A 20,023-nucleotide genomic window follows, 5' to 3' on the forward strand; every position below is an offset into this window, starting at 1 on the left:
GCGGTTGACCCGTTTCCGGCTCACTACCGGCATCATCGATTTATGGGGCTTGGGGGGGCGGGGCGGTTTTTCTGGGGGATGCGGCGGATTTCCTGAGGGCCCTGTTTTCATCCTCGGTCAGATAGCGCCAGCGGCCTTCGGGAAGCTCCCCCAGCGCCACCGGCCCGACCCTTAGCCTGTGAAGGCTCGTGACCTCATTTTCCACGCTTTGAACCATCCGCCTTATCTGCCTGTTGCGGCCTTCCTTCAAAATTATGACGAACTCCTTGTCCGAAACCCTCTCGATGTAGGCGGGCCGGGTCTTTTTCCCGTCCAGCACGACGCCATGGGCCAGCCGTTCCAGGTCGCGGTCGGGCGCTGGCCTTCGCACCCGCACCCGGTATTCCTTTTCGTGGTCAAAGGACGGGTGGGAAAGGGCCAGGTGAAGCTGGCCGTCGTCGGTGAGAAGAACCAGGCCCGTGGAGTCCTTGTCCAGGCGGCCTATTGGGTAAACCCTCCGGTCGATTTCAATGAGATCGAGCACTATTTTATCCCCGGGATGGCGGCAGCTCGTGACGTAGCCCTTGGGCTTGTGAAGTGCTATGGTCACGTGGCTTCTGGGTTCCTCCAGGGGGGTTCCGTCAAAGAGCACGGCATCCGTTTCCGGGTCCACCGAGCTTCCCATAATCCTCACCTTTTGGCCGTTTACGGAAACCCGTCCCGCCAGGATGTATTCCTCGGCCCTGCGGCGGGAGCACACGCCGCAGACGGCCAGGAACTTGTGAAGACGCATGGTGGGCATTTTATTCGGGGCCTTTTAGACTATTTGGCGGCTAATCGTAACTCCATTAAACAGCGGGCGTAAATCCTGGATAAAAACGATGAAATGCCAGGAAGAGTGAAGCGGGCGGGAAGGAATAGTACTTTTCGTACATGACGACCCGCCCGCTTTGCTCTGACGCCGCAGTTCGCGTTTTTATCCAGGATTTTACGATCTGTAGTCGGCGTTTATGCGTACATAGTCAAAGGTGAGGTCGCAGGTGTAAACCAGGGATTTTCCTGGTCCCATGTTGAGGTTCACCGTGATGTCGAATTCGTCCTTTTTCATTACGGCGGTTGCGGCCTTCTCGGCTTCCTCGCCGCACCACAGGCCGTTTTTCACCAGTTGGGCCTCGTCGAAGCTGACGTCCATCCGGTCAGGGTCAAGGGGCACACCGGCCCGCCCGGCTGCGGCCACTATCCGGCCCCAGTTGGCGTCAGCCCCGAAAACGGCGGTTTTCACGAGCTGGGAATGGGCGATGGTGTCGGCCACCTTGCGGGCCGCCTCGTCGGATTCCGCCCCGACAACCTTCACGGCAAAGAGTTTGGTGGCCCCTTCGCCGTCTCCCGCCATCATTTTGGCAAGGGCCAGGGTCACCTGGTTCACGGCTTCCTGGAACTCGTCGACGCATTCGGAAACATCAATTCCCGAAACGCCGTTGGCGAGAAGCAGCACAGTGTCGTTGGTGGAGGTGTCGCCATCCACCGTGATGCAGTTGAAGGACTGGTCAATGGCCTTTTTCAGAACGTCCTGGAGCTGCGCCTGGGAGGCCTTGATGTCAGTCATTACAAAGCACAGCATGGTGGCCATGTCGGGCCTTATCATGCCCGCGCCCTTGGCCACGCCGGTCACGGTGAATTCCCCGCCTTTAACCTTTACCCTGCGCGCAGCTGTTTTCGGGGCCTTGTCCGTGGTCATGATGGCCCTGGAAAAGGCGTCAAGGCCCATAGGATCAAGATTTTTGACAAGACCCGGAAAGGCCTCGCCCACTTTTTCGACGGGCAGGGCCTTTCCGATTACTCCGGTTGACGCCACCATCACCTGTGTTTCGGGGATGTGAAGCGCAACGGAAGCAAGGCGCACGGTTTGGAGCGCGGCCCTCATGCCTTCCTCACCCGCAGAACAGTTGGCGCAGCCGGAATTGGCCACTATGGCCCGGCAGACGCCGCTTTTAAGGTGCAACTGATCCAGCACCACAGGAGCGGCTTTCACGAGGTTTCTGGTGAAAACCCCGGCCACGGCGGCCTCGGTTTCGGAGAAGATCAGCCCCAGGTCATCCGCCCCTGTCTTCTTGAGGCCCGCCGCCACCGATGCGGCCTTGAAACCGGGACAGGCAAGTTCAATATCTGTATGGCTCATGGCCGATTAACCTTTCCGATAATTCCTGTTCCGGCCGGAATGACAGACCGGATAAAAACGATGAGCCGCAAGGCGCGCGAGCGAGCGGCGAGGGAGCGTACGCTTTTGTACGTGACCGAGCCGGGAGGCGATGCGCAACACAGCGGATCGCGTTTTTGGACGGTCTGTCCGATTCGCGTTTTTGGACAGGCTTCTAAGCGCCGCAGCATTTCTTGTACTTCTTCCCACTCCCGCAGGGGCAGGGGTCGTTTCGTCCCACCTTGGCGGCGGATCGCTGCTGGGGTTTCCTGCTTTCACCGGAAGAGCCGTGGGAAAAGGACACCTGCCTTTCCCTTGGCCGCTCGACGGGAAGCTCGGCCTCCTGTGCGGCCTCGGCGGGCATGGCCCGGAAGAGCATGGCCACGGTATCCTGCTTTATGCGGGATATGAGGTCCATGAACATCTCGTAGCCTTCCTTCTTGTACTCTATGAGCGGGTTCTGCTGGGCGTAGCCCCGAAGCCCTATTCCCTCTTTCAGGTGATCCATGGAAAGAAGGTGGTCCTTCCAGAGGTTGTCCACCACCTGAAGCATTATGTATTCCTCAACCCGCCGCATCCAGTCCGAGCCGAAGGCCTGTTCCTTTTCCGCGTAGAGACTCGTGGTTTCCTCTTCCAATACGGCCAGGAGCCTGTTGGCGTTCATCTCGGCCCTTGCCTTGTCGTCCACGTTGAGCCTTATGCCGAACTGGGAGAAGACTTCCTCGCCTAAGCTCGCCCAGTTCCATTCCTCCGGCAGGGTGCGGTCATCGGCATAGGTCTGGACAATGATTTCGGCCCGTTCGGAGATCATCTCAAGGACCGATTCCCTAAGCTCCCCGCCGGAGAGTATTTCCCGGCGCTGGCGGTAGATCACCTCCCGCTGCTGGTTCATCACGTCGTCGTATTCGATGAGCTGCTTGCGTATGTCGAAGTTGTGGGCTTCAACCTTGCGCTGAGCGCCCTCTATGGCCCTGCTCACCATTCCGTGCTCTATGGGCTCGCCCTCCTGAAGCCCAAGGCGGCCCATTATGCCGCCTATGCGCTCGCCCCCGAAGATGCGCAGAAGGTCGTCTTCCAGTGAAAGATAGAACCGGCTGCTTCCAGGGTCGCCCTGGCGGCCCGAACGGCCCCGCAACTGGTTGTCTATGCGTCGGCTCTCGTGGCGCTCGGTGCCCAGGATGTGCAGGCCCCCAAGCCCCACCACGCCCTCGCCCAGGACGATGTCCGTTCCGCGCCCGGCCATGTTGGTGGAGATGGTGACCTGCCCCTTCTGGCCCGCGCCCGCCACGATTTCGGCTTCCTTTTCGTGTTGCTTGGCGTTCAGCACCGTGTGGGGAACCCCCTTGCGGGAGAGCATGAGGCTCACCTTCTCGGAGTTGTCTATGGAGATGGTGCCCACCAGGACCGGCTGGCCCCGCTTGTGGAGATCGATGATCTCCTCCACCACAGCCGCGTATTTTTCCTTCTGGGTGCGGAAGATCATGTCCGGGTGGTCGATTCGCACCATGGGCTGGTTGGTGGGGATCACCATGACGTCCAGGTTGTAGATTTTCTTGAATTCGGCGGCCTCGGTGTCGGCGGTTCCGGTCATGCCCGCAAGTTTTTCATACATGCGGAAATAGTTCTGGAACGTGATGGAGGCCAGCGTCTGGTTTTCGTTTTCTATTTTCACGTGCTCCTTGGCCTCCAGCGCCTGGTGGAGCCCCTCGCTGTAGCGCCTGCCCGGCATGGTGCGGCCCGTGAACTCGTCGACTATTATGACTTCGCCGTCCTTTACGATGTAGTCGACGTCCCGCCTGAAAAGGGTGTGGGCCTTCAAGGCCTGATTGACGTGATGGAGAATCTCTATGTTGCGGGCGTCGAAAAGGTTTTCCACCGAAAGCATTTTTTCCGCCTTGGCCACGCCGTCCTCGGTGAGGTTCACCGAGCGGGCCTTTTCGTCCATGACGTAGTCGGCTTCCTTTTTCAGCATGGGAATGATTAAGTCCACCTTGTAGTAAAGCTCGGTGGATTTTTCCGCAGGCCCGGAAATTATTAGGGGCGTCCTGGCCTCGTCGATGAGGATGGAGTCCACCTCGTCCACTATGGCGAAATGGTGGTCGCGCTGCACGAACTCGCCCCTGGTGTACTTCATGTTGTCGCGCAGATAGTCGAAACCGTACTCGTTGTTGGTTCCGTAGGTAATGTCACAGTTGTAGGCCGCCCGGCGTTCCTCATCGTCCAGGCCGTGAACGATGGTGCCCACGGTGAGGCCCAGGAAGCGGTATATCTGGCCCATCCACCCGGTGTCGCGTTTTGCCAGGTAATCGTTCACCGTGACCACGTGAACGCCCCGTCCCGAAAGGGCGTTGAGGTAGGCGGGCAGGGTGGCCACCAGGGTCTTGCCCTCGCCGGTTTTCATTTCCGCGATCTTGCCCTCGTGCAGCACCACGCCGCCTATGATCTGAACGTCGAAATGGCGCATGTTGAGGACCCGGCGGGAAGCCTCCCTCACCACCGCGAAGGCGTCCGGCAGGATGTCCTCCAGGGTTTCGCCCTTTGAAAGACGCTCCTTAAGGATCTGTGTCTGGGCGGCGAGCCTTTCGTCGTCCATGTTTTTGTATTTTTGCTCAAGCTCGTTGACAGCATCGACGACAGGCCCGATGCGCCTGATTTCACGGTCGTTTTTGGTACCGAAGATTTTTTTCAGAAACTCTTGAATGGACACCGGGAAAACTCCTTGGCAAGATGAGGCATGGCCGGGGTATGAAAAAACATGGAAAGATAGCAGGAAGGATGCGCGGGGCGCAAGAAAAATCCCCCGGCCCAATAATAAGGCAGCGGGGGATACCTTTCAAGTGCGCCCGTATAAAAACGCGAATCGCTGTGTCACACATCAAAGCCAAGTTCGGTCACGTACGAACATCCTGATTTAGCCCAAGAACTCTGCGATTTCTTGGGCGGGTACGCTCCCTCGCCACTCGCTCGCGAGCCGTGTTCATCGTTTTTATCCAGGCTCAACACGTGCAGTTTTCAAGGCAATTATGAAATTGACTGCAAAACCTCGCGTTGGGAGGTTCCTGGTCGAATGGCCAGTGTTCACCTCACAAAAACGGATTACCGGTTCAGGCGGCCCTCATGTATTTTTCGGGATTGACGGGGTTGCCGTTAAGGCGGACCTCGTAGTGGAGATGGGGGCCGGTGCTTTGTCCGGTGCTGCCCACAAGGCCGATTATGTCCCCCTTTTTGACCGTGGAGCCCTCCCTGACCAGGATGGCGGAAAGGTGGCCGTAGAGGGTTTCGGTGCTTTTCCCGTGATCCATCATGATGGCGTTGCCGTATCCGCTCTTGCGGCCCGCGAAGCTGACCACTCCGGCGGCGGGTGCCGCAACGGGGGTGCCGGTGGGGGCGCTGATGTCGATGCCCTTGTGGAGTTCCCAACCGCTGGAAAAGGGGGAGACGCGGTAACCGAAGACCGAGGAAATCTCGCCGTTGACGGGCGACATGGAGGGCACCGTGTTGTTTAGTTCGCGCTGCTGGTCCTCAAGCCTTTTCAGGAGTGCGCCGAACTGGGCCTCCTGCTCAAGGGAAACCGAGGCGAGTTCGCCCGCCATCTGGTTCACGTCCTTGAATCCGCCGCTTTCGCTAACGTTCAGGGAGAGCCTGGAGGGGAAATCACGGGTTGAGCCGCCGCCCACGCCAAGGCCCTTTTTGTTGACAACCCTGCGGTCGATGTCGGTTATGATTCGGATTTTCTTCTCGAACTCCTTGAGATCGGCCAGGTTGTCGCGCACCTCGTTCAACTGCCGGGCGACGAATTCCATCTGCTCCCTCTGGTCGACCAACTCCTTTTGCTGGGAAAGGATGGTGCTTTTCTGGCCTTTTAGAGCCTCCTTCTGGTTTGCCAGAAGCTCCTGCATGGCGCGGGCCTGTTCCTTGGCGTCCTTAAGCCTTGAATACTCGTGGACAAGGTAGCCTGTGGACACCGCCGCGACCAGAAGAAAAACCGCGACAGCGGCCAGAATCTTGGGGGAGAGGGATAAACGACGGGGATAAGGCGACTTTCCGTGGAACAGATAGAGCGTGAACTTTGAGTCCATTACGCGCTCCTTTCGTAAACCTTAACCTCAGGCGGCTACGTCCCGAAAACGGTTTCCCCCGGTTGAAAAAAAACATGGATCATTTAAGTGGGGGGAAATTCTGCGCAGCGGATAACGAGCGAATTGTCTCTTTCCGCCGGCTTTCGGGAAGCGGGAAAAATCTCTCCGGACTTTCATTCCGGAGGTTTTTTCCTTCCGGGCCGCTGCCTTGCAACAACGCGTAGCCTGGATCGATTCTGAGGTTTTATGCTGTGGCGACGGAACGGAAGATTGATTTAGGGTCGTGGCCATCCCGGCAAAAAAACCCGGCAGGATGGTCCGAAAGCGCCGCCAGTTAAAATCAAAAAGACCCTATGGGGTGTAACCTCCTTATTTTGTTGTCTAAAAAGCATCAACAGTGTGTCTGGCCCAAAAGCATGGCTCACGGGTGCTGTTCCGTCAGCCAAATTTACCGGTTTGATACCATCGGCATTTCTGCTTGTCAAGGCGAAAAAAAGGGTGGCCCCGCGCCTGGCGCGGAACCACCCCAAGGCTCTCCTTTTGTTTCGGCTTTTGCTTTTCCTATTCGTCACCGCGTCCAGGCGTTCTGAAAGCGATGAAATGCAAGGAAGCGTGGGCGGGCCGGGGAGGATGCGTACTAAATGTACGTGACGACCCGGCCCGCCCGCGCTGACACAGCAGTTCGCGCTTTCAGGACGCCTGAACCATGCGGCGGGTGATGGTGTGAAGGTGATGGCCTACTATGGAGAACTTCACCGCCTCCCCGAACACCCCGAAATTCTTCATGTTGCGCCCGATGAACTTTAAGTACGAGAGCCCGTAGGGGGTGAAGGGCTGGCGGGCCAGGGAGCGCACCAGCATGAGAATTTCCGCCGCCCTTATCTGTCTTGGCGGCAGGGACTTGGTGTCGATGTTATCCAGAATCTTGTTGCAGCGCTCGAAGTAGTTGGAGAGGTTCACGTCGTAGATGGTGTTCAAGACCTTGCAGTAGCCGTCGCGGAGTTTTACGGCATCCTGGCGGGTGACGAAGTTGGCCGCCTCGCAGCTCGTGTTGTTGCCGTCCGAGGCCGAGAGAAGCCTTCCCTCGCTCTTTAGCCTGTTGAAAAGATCGGTTCCGGGAAGGGCGGTGAGAAGCCCCACCATGGCGCGGGCTATGCCGGTTTCCTGGATGAATTTTATCTGGCGTTCGGCTATGTCTTCGGTGTCCGAGTCAAAGCCTAAAATGAACCCGGCCATGACCTCTATGCCGTAGGACTGGATTTTTTTTATCGCAGAGGGCATGTCGCATTTTAAGTTCTGGGTCTTGCCGGTTTCCGCGAGGCCCTCCGCCGATGGAGTTTCTATGCCGATGAAGACCTCGTTGAAGGCCGCGTCCCGCATGGCCGCAAGAAGCGCGTCGTCCTCTGCCAGGTTTATGCTGGCCTCGGTGAAAAAGCGGAAGGGGTGGCGGTGAATTTTCTGCCATTCGATCATGGCGGGCAGAAGCTCGTCCTTCACCCGGCCCTTGTTGCCTATGAAATTGTCGTCCACCATGAAAACCGCGCCGCGCCATCCCAGGCTGTAGAGCTTTTCCATTTCGAGCAGCATGGAGTGGGCGGATTTTAAGCGCGGCCTGTTGCCGTAAACCTTCCAGATGTCGCAGAACTCGCAGTGAAAGGGGCAGCCCCGCGAATACTGTATGGACATGGATGCGTACTTGTTCATTTTCAGAAGCTCGAACCGGGGTATGCGCACCGTGGCCATATCGGGCTTTGTTTCCGCCCTGTAGTCGGTTTTGGCCTCGCCTTTTTCAAGGTCCCTGAAAAACACAGGAAGGATTTCCTCGGCCTCGCCCAGAATGAAGTGGTCGACCCCCGTGATCTCTTCACGGCTTCCGCTGGGATAGGGGCCGCCCGCCACCACGGTTTTTCCGGCGGCTTTGGCGCGGGCCACCACCTTTTTGAAGGAGTCCTTCTGAACTATCATGGCCGAGACGAAAACCATGTCGGCCCAGGAAAGGAGCTTGTCCGAAAGTTTTTCGATATTTTCGTCCACGAGGCGGACGTCGTAAGTGTCGGGAATGTAGGATGCGATGGTGACAAGGCCCAGGGGCGGCATGGCGCTTTTTTTGTGGATGAAGGAAAGGGCGTACTTGAAGCTCCAGTAGGTTTCGCGGGGGGCTTCGGGATAGACGAGGAGAATGCGACGGGGTTTCATGGGCGTTGTCCTTCATTTTGGAGGTATTGCGGAAAAAACACACCAGATTGTTCACCGCCCGGTTTATTATAATTTATACCCAAAAATTTTTTTGTACAGCCTATCTGCCTGTTTTTACATTTGTTTTACACGCCGGAAATATTGGAACACGGTTAAAAAACTTAAGGGATTGCCTTCAAAGGCCATATTTGGTATCTGATTTCTTTTGACCGCGAGAGCTTTTATCTGAACAACACACCCCCGGAGGCCCCCATGAATCCTATTATACCGGCGGAAGCCTTTTCATTTGACGATGTGCTTATCCTGCCGGCCTATTCCGACGTCGTCCCGAAGGACGTTGAAGTGAAAACCCGCCTTTCCCGCGAAATCGCCTTGAACATCCCCATCGTGTCGGCGGCCATGGACACCGTCACCGAAAGCCAGACCTGCATAAGCTTGGCAAGGGAAGGGGGCCTGGGCTTCATCCACAGGAACATGAGCATAGCGAACCAGATACTGGAGCTGGACAAGGTCAAAAAGTCCGAGAGCGGCATGATAGTGGACCCGGTCACCATTGACCCGGACCAGACCGTGGAAGAGGTGCTGGCCCTCATGGAGCGCTACCGCATATCGGGTGTTCCGGTGACCAGGGGCGAGAAGCTCGTGGGCATAGTGACCAACCGGGACCTTCGTTTCGAGACCAGGATGGACAAGCGGGTCTCGGAGATCATGACCAAGGACAAGCTGGTCACGGTGCCCGAAGGCACCACACTTGAAAGCGCCAAGGAGCTTCTGCACGAGCACCGCATAGAAAAACTGCTGGTGGTGAACGCGAAGGGCGGCCTTGTGGGTCTCATCACCATAAAGGACATCGAAAAGATCAAAAAATACCCCAACTCCTGCAAGGACGCCCGTGGACGCCTTCGGGCCGGGGCTGCGGTGGGCGTGGGGCCGGACATGGAGGAGCGCGCGGCGGCCCTGGTGGCGGCGGACGTGGACATCCTTCTCATCGACACATCCCACGGGCACACCAAAAACGTGCTGGACGCGGTGCGCACCTTAAAGGCGAATCATCCCGGCATGGAGGTCATCGCCGGAAACGTAGCCACCGGGGATGGCGCGGAAGCCCTCATCAGGGCGGGGGTGGCGGGAGTCAAGGTGGGCATCGGGCCCGGCTCCATCTGCACCACCCGCATAGTGGCTGGGGCGGGCGTCCCCCAGGTCACCGCCATCATGAACTGCCGGGAGGCCTGCGACAGCCACGGGGTGCCCCTTATAGCGGACGGCGGAATCAAGTATTCGGGCGACGTCACCAAGGCCATCGGCGCGGGCGCGAACTGCGTTATGATAGGCGGCCTCTTTGCCGGAACCGAGGAAAGCCCCGGCGAGATGATCATCTTTCAGGGCCGCTCCTACAAGGTCTATCGCGGCATGGGCTCCCTGGAGGCCATGAAGCAGGGCAGCCGGGACCGCTACCACCAACAGGACACGGCGGAGGAGGACAAGCTGGTGCCCGAAGGCATAGTGGGCCGGGTTCCCTATCGGGGAAGCCTTACCGGCAACATCCACCAGCTTGTGGGCGGCCTGAAATCCGGCATGGGCTACGCAGGCTGCCGCACCATAGACGAGCTTCGGGAAAGGGCGCGCTTCATTAAGATCACGGCGTCGGGCCTGAAGGAGAGCCATGTGCACGATGTCATCATCACCAAAGAAGCTCCGAACTACCGCTTAGAATAGGGAAGGTCGTCTACAAGCGCGAATTGCTGTGTCAAACTTCGCCGGGCGCGGTGCGCACGTATACTCGATACGCTTACGCCCGCGCCCGGCTCGTTTTCCTTGCACTTCATCGCTTGTGATCTGCCTTTGCGTGGCGGGATGAAAAAAGTACAAACTTTAAGGAATCACAAAATTTTCAGTAGGTTTGGTGGGTTAAGCGCGGTCGCGCAGGTTCACCAAACATCTTTTTTAGGACCTCCCTTTTAAATTACCTTGGATTTTACCTGAGGGTTTTACTTCATGAGCAATTTTGTACATCTCCACGTTCATACCGAATACAGCCTGCTGGACGGGGCCATAAGGCTCGGTCCGCTAATGAAAAGGGTGAAGGCCCTGGGCATGGATTCCGTGGCCATTACCGACCACGGCTCCATGTACGGCATCGTGGAGTTTTACGAGAAGGCGAAAAAGGAGGGCATAAAGCCCATAATCGGATGCGAGTTTTACGTGGCAAGGGAGAGCCGCCGCGACAGGATACCCAACGAGAAAAACTTCCACATGGTCTTGCTGGCAAGGGACCGCGAGGGCTACGAGAACCTGTGCTATCTCGCCTCCATCGCCTGGCTCGAGGGACATTACTACAAGCCCCGTATAGACAGGGAAGTCCTCGAAAGCCACGCGGGCGGCCTCACCTGCCTCACGGCCTGCCTCCAGGGTGAGATTCCCCAGCTCATAGGGGCCGGAAGGCTGGATGACGCCGACAGGGCGGCCCTCTGGTACAAGGAGCTTTTCGGGGCCGATCATTTTTTCCTGGAGATTCAGAACAACGGAATCCCGGAGCAGGAAAAGCTCAACCGGGCGCTCATCGAAATGGGCCGCCGCCTGGATATCGGCCTTGTGGCCACCAACGACTGCCATTACCTGGCCGCAGAGGACGCCGAAGCCCACGAGGTGCTGCTCTGCGTGGGCACCAAGACCACCATGAACGATCCCAACCGGTTCAGGTTTTCCACCACCGAGCTTTATCTCAAAAGCCCGCAGGAAATGGAGAGCTACTTCAAAGACGTTCCCGAAGCCATTTCAAACACGAAGCGCATAGCCGACTCCGTGACCCTGGAACTCGATCTCGGAAACCACTACCTGCCGGTTTTCCCGGTTCCCGAGGGCGAGACCCAGGCCGGCCTTTTCGAGAAGAACGCGCGCGCGGGCCTTGAAAAACGGCTGGCCCAGGCGCGGGCCTTGAACCGCCCGCTGGATGAAGCCGCATACCGCAAGCGCCTTGATTACGAAATAGGCGTAATAAAGGACATGGAGTTTCCGGGATACTTTCTCATCGTGGCCGACTTCATAGGCTGGGCCAAGGCAAACGACATACCGGTGGGGCCGGGGCGCGGCTCGGCGGCGGGAAGCCTCGTGGCATGGTCCCTTGAGATAACCGACCTAAACCCCATGGCCTACGGGCTTCTGTTCGAGAGGTTCCTGAATCCGGGCCGCAAGAGCCTTCCGGATATCGACGTGGATTTCTGCACCGAAAACCGGCACCGGGTCATTGAGTACGTGCGGCAAAAATACGGCGAAGACAGGGTGGCCCAGATAATCACCTTCGGAAGCATGAAGGCCAAGGCCGCCATACGCGACGTCGGCAGGGCTCTGGGCATCCCGCTATCCGAGGTTGACGTAATAGCCAAGTTGGTGCCCGAAGGCCCCAAAGTGAATCTTGCCGAGGCCATTGAAAAGGAGCCTCGAATCAAGGCCCTCGCAGGCGCCGACCCAAGGATCGAAAAGCTCCTGAAATACGCCCTCCTGCTGGAAAACATGCCCCGGCATTCCTCGGTGCACGCGGCGGGCGTGGTGATCTCCGACCACAGGCCCCTTAAGAGCCATCTGCCCCTGGCACGGCCCGGAGACAGCGAAACCGTCACCCAGTTTGAAATGGGCTACGTGGAAAAAATAGGGCTGGTGAAGTTCGACTTCCTGGCCCTCAGAAACCTCACCGTGATAGCGGCCACCCTGCGCCTCATAAGGGAGCAGGGCAAGACCCCGCCGGACCTTTCCATCCTCGATTTCGACGACAAGGACACATACCGCCTGATACAGAAGGGCGACACCACGGGCGTTTTCCAGCTTGAATCGAGCGGCATGAAAAACATGCTGGTGAGATTGAAGCCCGAAAACTTCAACGACATCATTGCCGCAGTGGCCCTCTACCGGCCCGGCCCTTTGGGCAGCGGCATGGTGGAAAATTACATCGCGGGCAAGCACGGGGAAATGAAGGTCACCTACCTTTTCCCCGAACTCGAACCCATCCTTAAAGAAACCTTCGGCATAATCCTCTACCAGGAACAGGTCATGCAGATCGCCGTGGCCCTGGCCAGGTTCAGCCTGGGCGAAGCCGACAACTTGAGAAAGGCCATGGGGAAGAAAATCCCCGAAATCATGGCCAAGCAGAAGGTGCGCTTCCTGGAGGGAACCGACGAGGCCAGCTTCGATCACAAGATGTCGTCCACCCTTTTCGATCTCATGGCCCAGTTCGCCGAATACGGGTTCAACAAGAGCCACAGCGCCACCTACGCGGTGGTCACCTACCAGACCGCCTATCTCAAGGCCCACTACCCCGTGGAGTTCATGGCGGCGCTTTTGACCTCGGAATCGGGCAACACCGACGGCGTGGTGAAGTTCCTGGCCGAGTGCAAGGTCTGCGACGTCACAGTCGCCCCCCCTGACATCAACCACGGGGCCAAGGATTTTTCGGTGTCCGGCGGACGCATCCTCTTCGGCCTTGCTGCGGTGAAAAACGTGGGCGAGGGCGCGGTGGAGTCAATACTCGAAAGCCGCAAAAGCGGCCCGTTCAAGGACATTTTCGATTTCTGCGAGCGTGTGGATACCAGGAAGGTCAACAAGAGGGTCCTGGAAGCACTGGTGAAATGCGGGGCCTTCGATTCCCTGCACGCCAACCGGGCGGCCCTGTTCGACTCCCTGGATGCGGCGGTGGAGCACGGCCAGCGGGTTCAGAAGGAAAAGAACGACCCCCAGATGAGCCTTTTCGACATGCTTTCGCCCAAGGACGCCCAGGCCTTCAAGCCCTCGCTCTCGAAAATCGGCGAGTGGCCCAAAGACCTCCTCCTGGCCTACGAAAAAGAGGCCCTGGGGCTTTTCGTCTCAGGCCACCCCCTGGACGCCCATGCGGAAATCCTCGACCAGTTCACCGACGCCGACACCCTAAGCCTCAAGGACAGCCAGGACGGAGCCATGGTGCGCATCGGCGGGCTCATCCGCTCGGTCAAGCACCACACCACCAAGAAGGGCGACCCCATGGCCTTCGTCACCCTGGAGGACTTCAAGGGCGCGGTGGAAATGGTGGTCTTTCCCCAGTCATACGCAGCCGCAGGACCGCTCCTGGTCCCGGAGACCCCCGTAATCGTCCAGGCCCTGGTCCAGAAGGAAAAGGAGGATGACGCGGCCAAGCTCATCTTGGACCTTGAGCGCGGAAGCAAAATGGTGGCCATGGAAGACGCCGAAAACACATGGACCTCGGCTGTCCACATCCACGCCGACCTTTCAGCCACCGACAGAACCGCCCTGGAAAGCCTGAAATCGATTCTCGTCCGTTACCCCGGAGTCCGCACCTGCCACCTGCACCTCAAAGCCAGGAGGAACGAGCTTGTCATGGAGCTTCCGCCCTCCTTCCGGGTGAACCCGGACCGCCCCCTCAAAAAGGCGGTGAACGACCTTCTGGGCTTTTCCGCCTTCCGCCTGAGCTGCGAGCCCGCCAAGGCCCTTGAGAGAAAATCCAACGGTTTCCGAAACAAGAAAAAGCTGCACTGAGAGGATAGTCGGCAGTGGGCAGGGAAAGGCTGGTAACTCTTTCCGCAATATGGAAATGGACGAAATAAAGGAACAGTTGAAGCGCCTCACCCAGGGGCCCGGCGTCTATCTCATGAAGGACGAAGCCGGAACGGTGATCTACGTGGGAAAGGCCGTGAACCTGAAACGCCGGGTTTCCAGCTATTTTTTGAAAACCCGGCGGGACTTCAAAACCGCGACCCTGTCGTCCAAGATCGCAAGTTTCGACACCATCGTCACCGCCTCGGAAAAAGAGGCCATAATCCTCGAACACCTCCAGGTCAAAAAGCATAACCCCCGGTACAACATCCAGTTGAAGGACGGCAAGCTCTACCCCTCGCTCCGCATCAACGTGAACACCGCGTTTCCGCGGATAGAGGTGGTTCGCAAGGTGAAAAAGGACGGCGCGCTCTATTTCGGCCCCTACGCCGCAGCCGGGGCCGCGCGGGAAACCCTGTGGCTCCTTAAAAAGACCTTCCCCCTGCGCCTTTGCAAGGGCGACAACCCGCCAAAACGCAGTAGGCCGTGCATAAATTTCCAGATGGGACGCTGCCTTGGCCCCTGCTGCAACAAGGTGGACCCGGCCCTTTACAGGGAAATGGTGGACCAGGTGGTGCTCTTTCTGAAGGGCAGAACCGACGATCTGATAGTTCAAGTGAAGCGCCGCATGATGGAGGCGGCGGAGGCCCAGGATTTCGAGCGGGCCGCCGTGCTCCGGGACCGCATGTTCGCCCTTTCCCAGACCGTGGAAAAGCAGAGCGTGGTGAACCCGGACTTCGTGGACCGGGACGTGTTCGGTCTGGCCATGCGCCCGGGGCTTCTCATGATCTCCATACTTTTCGTGCGGGGCGGGGTTCTCACCGGAAGCCGGAACGAGCCGTTCACCGAGATTCTGGGGGACGAGCCCGAAGCCCTGGCCTCCTTCATCAGCCGCTACTACGGCGGCGAGGTCTTCATTCCCAAGGAAATTCTTGTACCGGTGGAGATGGAGGGCGCGGATTCGCTTTCCGAGTGGCTTTCGGACGGAAAGGGCGAGAAGGTCGCCATCCATTTTCCCCAGCGGGGTGAAAAGGTCCGGCTTCTGGCTATAGCCAGGGCCAACGCCGACGAGGCCCTGGCCCGTCACGAATCCGGGGCCGAGGAGGAGGAGCGCCTGCTTGAAAGGCTGCAAAAGCGCCTCCGCATGGACAGGATTCCGCGCAGGATTGAGTGTTACGACATCTCCCACACAGCAGGCGTTAAAACGGTGGCCTCGATGGTGGTGTTTTCGGGGGTGAGGCCCGAAAAAGGGTCGTACCGGAGATTCAACATCCGTACTGTTGAAGGCCCGGACGACTACGCTTCCATGAAGGAGGTCATAACCCGGAGGTTTACCGGAAAGGAAAAGGACCTGGTCCCGGACCTGGTTCTTGTGGACGGAGGCAGGGGCCAGCTTTCCATGGCGACGGCGGCGGTGGGGGAACTTGGCCTTTCGGGCGGCTTCGCCCTTGCCGGAATCGCCAAGAAGGATGAAAAACGGGGCGAGACATCGGATAAAGTCTATCTTCCGGGCCAGGCCAACCCGGTGATTTTCGGCAGGGACGCAGACCTTCTGCTAATGCTTGAGCGGGTGCGGGACGAGGCCCACCGCTTCGCCATCACCGGGCACAGAAAAAGCCGGGGGGCGGAAATAAGGCGCTCGGTGCTGGACGACGTTCCAGGTATCGGCGAAAAGCGCAAAAAGGCCCTTTTGAAGCACTTCGGAAGCGTCAAGCGCATAATCGCGGCAAGCGCCGAAGACGTGGCCAAGGCCCCCGGCATGACCCGCGCCCTGGCCGAAACAGTCCTTGCCGCACTTCAAAACAACGCTGCAAAAAAGCAGTAACCGCTTACCCGCCGAATCGCTTCCTATTTCTTCTGAACAGCCCTCGTTTTTTTTCTCATCCTGATGTTCAGCATTTCCACGAAGGTTGAAAAGGCCATTGCGAAATAGAGGTAGCCCTTGCTGATGTGGAACTCCAGGCCCTCGGCCATGAGAGCCGTGCCGATGAGAAGCAGGAAGGCCAGCGCCAGTATTTTTATGGTGGGGTGGCTTTCCACGAAATTGGCCAGGGGCCCGGAAAGGAACATCATCACGATAACAGCCGTGATTATGGCCCCGGCCATGACGAAGATTTTATTGGAAAGCCCCACTGCGGTGATCACGGAATCCAGCGAAAAGACGATATCGAGGATCATGATCTGGGTGACCACCCCTGAAAACGAGACCTTGGGCAAGGTTGAAGAACCCGGTATGTGATGCGGGTCTCCCTCCACGTTCTTGTGTATCTCCACGGTGCTCTTGGCCAGAAGGAACAGGCCGCCAGCAAGCAGGATGATGTCCCGGCCCGAAATATCCATGCCCAGGACCGAAAAAAACGGTGCGGTGAGCTTCATGATAAGCGAAAGGGAGAACAGAAGGCCGATCCGGGTTACCATGGCCAGCGCAAGCCCCACGGTGCGGGCCTTGGCGCGTTTTTCCTCCGGCAGGCGGCTGGCCAGGATGGCGATGAAAATTATGTTGTCTATGCCTAAAACGATTTCGAGAACCGTGAGAGTTAAAAAGGCAAAAAAGATATCGGGCGAAAAAATGGCTTCCATCAATTCCTCTCCGTCTGTTTTTTATCAATGAGGTCGCGGGCCGTTGCGATGTCCCGGTGAATGCCTGTGTCGGTGGGCGACAAAAGGGCGGCCCTCGAAAAGGCGGTCAGGGCCTCTTTGGGCCGACCGAGTTTCATGAGTATGCGCCCCAAGTCGCGCTGGGCTTCCGGGTTTTCGGGAAAATCCAGCGCTGCTTTGCCGAAAATTTCAAAAGCCCTGTCATAGAGGCCCCGTGCGGCAAGCATGGAGCCCAGGCCGAGCCTTGCGTCAATGTCGGTTGGGCTTAAGGCCGCCGCTTTTTGAAGTTCTTCGCCTGCCTTTTCGAACTGCTTCATCCGTGAAAGGGCCAGAGCCAGATTTTTGTGTACGGCGGTCCTTTCGGGCGCAAGGAAAACCGCGCTGTAAGCGCCGGGAGCCGATCTGGCCTTTAAGGCCAGCGCCTCCTTTTCCATTAGCCCCAGAGCCTTCCTGTACTCCACTATGGCCTCCAGGTTGCGGCCCTGGGTCGTTAAGGCCACGGCGAGGCTGTTTACGGCGTCGGCGTTTTTCGGATCGAGCGAAACCGCCTTGCGAAGGCGGCTCACCGCTCCCACGGTATCACCGGAGTGGAGCAGGGCGTTACCCAACTGGGAAAGGGCCTCGGAGTTCCCCGGCTGGTCCGAAACCGCCTTTTCCAGAACAATGGCGGCTTCCTTCGCCTTGCCCTGCTGAAGGAGCACGATCCCCAGGTTGATCCTGGCCTGGACGAATCCCGGCGCGACTTTGAGCGCTTCCCGAAACATGGCCACCGCGTCCGAGAAAAGGCCCTTGCCCAGTTGGAGCGTGCCAAGGTTGTTCAGGGCCTTGGCGAAATAGGGGTTCCAGGCCAGGGCCTTTCTGAAATGAAGCTCGGCCTCCCTCATGCGCCCAAGGTCCATGAGGGCGAGCCCTAAGTCGTTGTGGGCGAACACGTAGTCATCCCTTATTGCAAGGGCGCGGCGGAACATGGCGAGCGCGTCCTCGGTGCGGCCCATTTCCCTGTACGCGAGCCCCATGTTGTAGGGGGCGTCCATCAGCGAGTTGTCGGTGGCCATGGCCTGGGCGAACCTTGAAATGGCCTCCCTGGTTTTTCCCCTTTTCATCAGGGCGATGCCAAGGTTGTTGTGGGCGATTGCGTCGTTAGGCGCTTTTTTTGCGGCGTCCTGCCAAAGGGCCAAGTCATCGGCCCACACCTGGTTTCGCATGAAGGCGGAAAAACCCAGAAGAAGCGAAAGCACCGTGAGAATCGCCGTGGCCCGCCGTGGAAATTTCGAAAAGATCCATGAAGCGAAAACAAGGCAGAGGAAAATCATGGGCAGATAGGCACGGTGCTCGAAAACCATGTGCAGGGGAAGAACCGAGGACTCTATGGCAAGGTTCCCGAAATACATGAAAACGGCGAAAACCAGCACGGGCCGCTTTCCCCTGGCCTTTACGGCGTAAACGAAAATTCCGGCCAGGGCAAGGATGGCCGCAATCGTTGACGGATGTGAAAAAAGGCCGGTGGAAACCGTCACGTCGTGGCCAAGGCTAAGAAGATCGGGCAGTGGAAGAAGAAAAAGGCCCAGGTACAGGAACACCACCCTGGCCTCGGTGAGAAGGCGCTGATAGCAGGTGACGGGGGCGATGTTCTTGTAATCGTGAATTATGGTTGCAAGGGGCCGGCCCTCCACCCAGACGGCCAGGGCCACAGCGGCCAGGAAGGCCGTGAGGATGATTTCCATTCGGCGCGTGCTGGCCTTTAAAGGGCCTGCCTGCGGCCTTTTGAGGGCCATGTAGATGGCCACTGGAGCCAGAACGGCCCAGGCTGCGAAAAGTCCCGGATGGACCTGTCCTCTCCCCACAACGGCGGCGGCAGCCGCAGTCATGAGCAGTATCCCCCAGGCGATGGGCATTGACTGGGCCGCCAGCCATTTTTCGTCGGCGCGCCTGAAAAAAAGGCACTCGTATAAAAGGATGAAAAAGGGCAGGGTGGCCGCGTTTTCCTTGGACAGAAAGGCGGCAAGGCCAGCCGCTGCGCATCCCGCGTAAAGAAACGTCCGTCCGGTTCCTGGCCCTTTCGTCCTTGCCCCGGCGAAAAGGAAGAGGGACAGGATGAAGAACATGCCGCACATGGCGTTGGCCCGCTGGGAGATATAGCTCACGGACTGGGTGGCGAGCGGATGGCACAGGAAAAGGAGCGCCGCGAAAAAGGCGGCCTTTCCGGCGTTTTTGCCGTAACCCGCTAAAACGAGGGTTCTGTTTGCCAGGAAAAGGAAAAAAAAGGCCGCAAGCGCGTGAATCGTCGTGTTCACCGCGTGAAAGCCCGCAGTGTCGTAGCCGTTTGCCAGGTGGTTTAACGCGAAACTGAGCGTGGTGAGGGGCCGCCCGGATGTCGCGGCGGCAAGGACTCCGCGTAAGGAAAGGCTCTCAAGGGCGATATTGGGGTTGTCCAGTATGAAGTAGATGTCGTCGAATACGAAGGGGCCTTTTAACGACGGGAAATAGAGCAGAAAGGCGACGGCCAGGAAAAGCGCGAGAATCCCGGCTGCCGTTTTCCGGGAAAAGGCGGCCTCGACGGCGGGCTCAGGATTCATGGGCCGGTTCCCGGTGAAAGCAGTCGCCGTGGATCACCCTTTCGACGCTTCCGTCGGAAAGGCGGAGGATTAGCGCGCCGTCCTCGTCAACGTCAAGGGCGGTTCCGGTCAGGGTAATCGATGTGGTGGAAATGGTCACCTCCCGGCCCGGTGTAAGGGAAAGGGCCTTCCAGCGGGCCATGACGCCCTTGTCTTCAATGCGGGCGAAGCCTCTTTCAAATTCATCCAGAAAAGCCTTCAGAACTTCCATCGTGTCGATCTCGCGGCCCAGAAGAAGCCTCAGGGACGTGGATTCGGCAAGGGCTGCTGTGGGGTCGTTGTTCACGTTGACGCCGATTCCTATATTCAGGAAGGATACCTCGTCTCCCTCTGCGGAAAGCTCCGAGAGCATTCCGGAGATTTTTTTCCCCTCGGCCAAAAGATCGTTGGGCCACTTGACCGAAGCATTCACGCCGAATTTTTCGCGCAGCACGGTGCAAAGGGCGAAGGAGGCGGTGAAAAGAACAAGGTGGGCCTTCGATACCGGAAGCAGGGGCCGGGTGACCAGGGTGAAGTAAAGGCCGCCGTCGCGCGATTCCCAGGTCCGGGCGAGCCTGCCCCTGCCCTTGGTCTGACGCCTGGCCACAACAATGCTCATGTGGGGTGCGCCGCTCTTGGCGAGGCTTCGTGCCTCGTCCATGGTGGAGCCGGTCTCGTCGAAAATTTGCGCCAGCCCCGACCATTTGCCCAGCACGCCTGAGCCGTCAGGGTCCGGGTGGCTCAGGGAGGGCTTGCCGGGGATCGGGGTTTCCTGCGCTGCTGTTGTCTGCTTTTCGATCATC

Annotated in this window: 11 protein-coding genes; 3 read left to right on the forward strand and 8 right to left on the reverse strand. The window is 58.4% G+C overall.

Going from position 1 to position 20,023, the window contains the following annotated elements; translation table 11 throughout:
* Window positions 1-40: 40 nt before the first annotated feature.
* The 5 genes from HZB23_04105 to HZB23_04125 form a co-directional block, all read right to left on the reverse strand.
* Window positions 41-781, reverse strand: coding sequence for an rRNA pseudouridine synthase (locus tag HZB23_04105; GenBank protein MBI5843836.1), 741 nt, complete (start codon window positions 779-781; stop codon window positions 41-43).
* Between the two features lie 186 nt (window positions 782-967).
* On the reverse strand, window positions 968-2,158 hold the full coding sequence (gene argJ / locus HZB23_04110) for a bifunctional glutamate N-acetyltransferase/amino-acid acetyltransferase ArgJ (GenBank protein ID MBI5843837.1): 1,191 nt from the start codon (window positions 2,156-2,158) through the stop codon (window positions 968-970).
* 193 nt (window positions 2,159-2,351) lie between these two features.
* Window positions 2,352-4,877, reverse strand: coding sequence for a preprotein translocase subunit SecA (secA, locus tag HZB23_04115; protein ID MBI5843838.1), 2,526 nt, complete (start codon window positions 4,875-4,877; stop codon window positions 2,352-2,354).
* A gap of 403 nt (window positions 4,878-5,280) precedes the next feature.
* Window positions 5,281-6,255 (reverse strand): peptidoglycan DD-metalloendopeptidase family protein, encoded by a 975-nt coding sequence (locus HZB23_04120; GenBank protein MBI5843839.1) that lies wholly within the window; start codon window positions 6,253-6,255, stop codon window positions 5,281-5,283.
* A gap of 690 nt (window positions 6,256-6,945) precedes the next feature.
* Window positions 6,946-8,451: a B12-binding domain-containing radical SAM protein gene (locus HZB23_04125; protein ID MBI5843840.1), complete on the reverse strand. Its 1,506-nt coding sequence runs from the start codon at window positions 8,449-8,451 to the stop codon at window positions 6,946-6,948.
* Between the two features lie 252 nt (window positions 8,452-8,703).
* On the opposite strand from HZB23_04125, the gene guaB reads away from it, so the two are divergent.
* From guaB to uvrC, 3 genes are all read left to right on the forward strand, one after another.
* On the forward strand, window positions 8,704-10,167 hold the full coding sequence (guaB, locus tag HZB23_04130; protein MBI5843841.1) for an IMP dehydrogenase: 1,464 nt from the start codon (window positions 8,704-8,706) through the stop codon (window positions 10,165-10,167).
* Between the two features lie 279 nt (window positions 10,168-10,446).
* Window positions 10,447-13,971, forward strand: a complete 3,525-nt coding sequence (gene dnaE, locus HZB23_04135; GenBank protein MBI5843842.1) for a DNA polymerase III subunit alpha — start codon at window positions 10,447-10,449, stop codon at window positions 13,969-13,971.
* Window positions 13,972-14,026: 55 nt separating this feature from the next.
* Window positions 14,027-15,853 carry an excinuclease ABC subunit UvrC gene (gene uvrC / locus HZB23_04140; GenBank protein ID MBI5843843.1) on the forward strand — a complete coding sequence of 609 codons (1,827 nt, stop codon included), beginning with the start codon at window positions 14,027-14,029 and terminating at the stop codon, window positions 15,851-15,853.
* A gap of 23 nt (window positions 15,854-15,876) precedes the next feature.
* On the opposite strand, the gene HZB23_04145 is transcribed toward uvrC, so the two are convergent.
* The 3 genes from HZB23_04145 to HZB23_04155 are packed head-to-tail and all read right to left on the reverse strand — an operon-like array spanning window position 15,877 to window position 20,022.
* Window positions 15,877-16,608, reverse strand: a complete 732-nt coding sequence (locus HZB23_04145) for a TerC family protein (GenBank protein MBI5843844.1) — start codon at window positions 16,606-16,608, stop codon at window positions 15,877-15,879.
* Window positions 16,608-19,202 carry a tetratricopeptide repeat protein gene (locus HZB23_04150; protein ID MBI5843845.1) on the reverse strand — a complete coding sequence of 865 codons (2,595 nt, stop codon included), beginning with the start codon at window positions 19,200-19,202 and terminating at the stop codon, window positions 16,608-16,610. Before HZB23_04150 ends, HZB23_04145 begins: the two co-directional genes overlap by 1 nt.
* Window positions 19,192-20,022 carry a biotin--[acetyl-CoA-carboxylase] ligase gene (locus HZB23_04155; protein ID MBI5843846.1) on the reverse strand — a complete coding sequence of 277 codons (831 nt, stop codon included), beginning with the start codon at window positions 20,020-20,022 and terminating at the stop codon, window positions 19,192-19,194. The genes HZB23_04150 and HZB23_04155 overlap by 11 nt, the downstream gene beginning before the upstream one ends.
* Window position 20,023 lies beyond the last annotated feature (1 nt).

The sequence above is a fragment of the Deltaproteobacteria bacterium genome (assembly GCA_016235345.1).
Lineage (GTDB): Bacteria > Desulfobacterota > Desulfobacteria > Desulfobacterales > Desulfatibacillaceae > JACRLG01.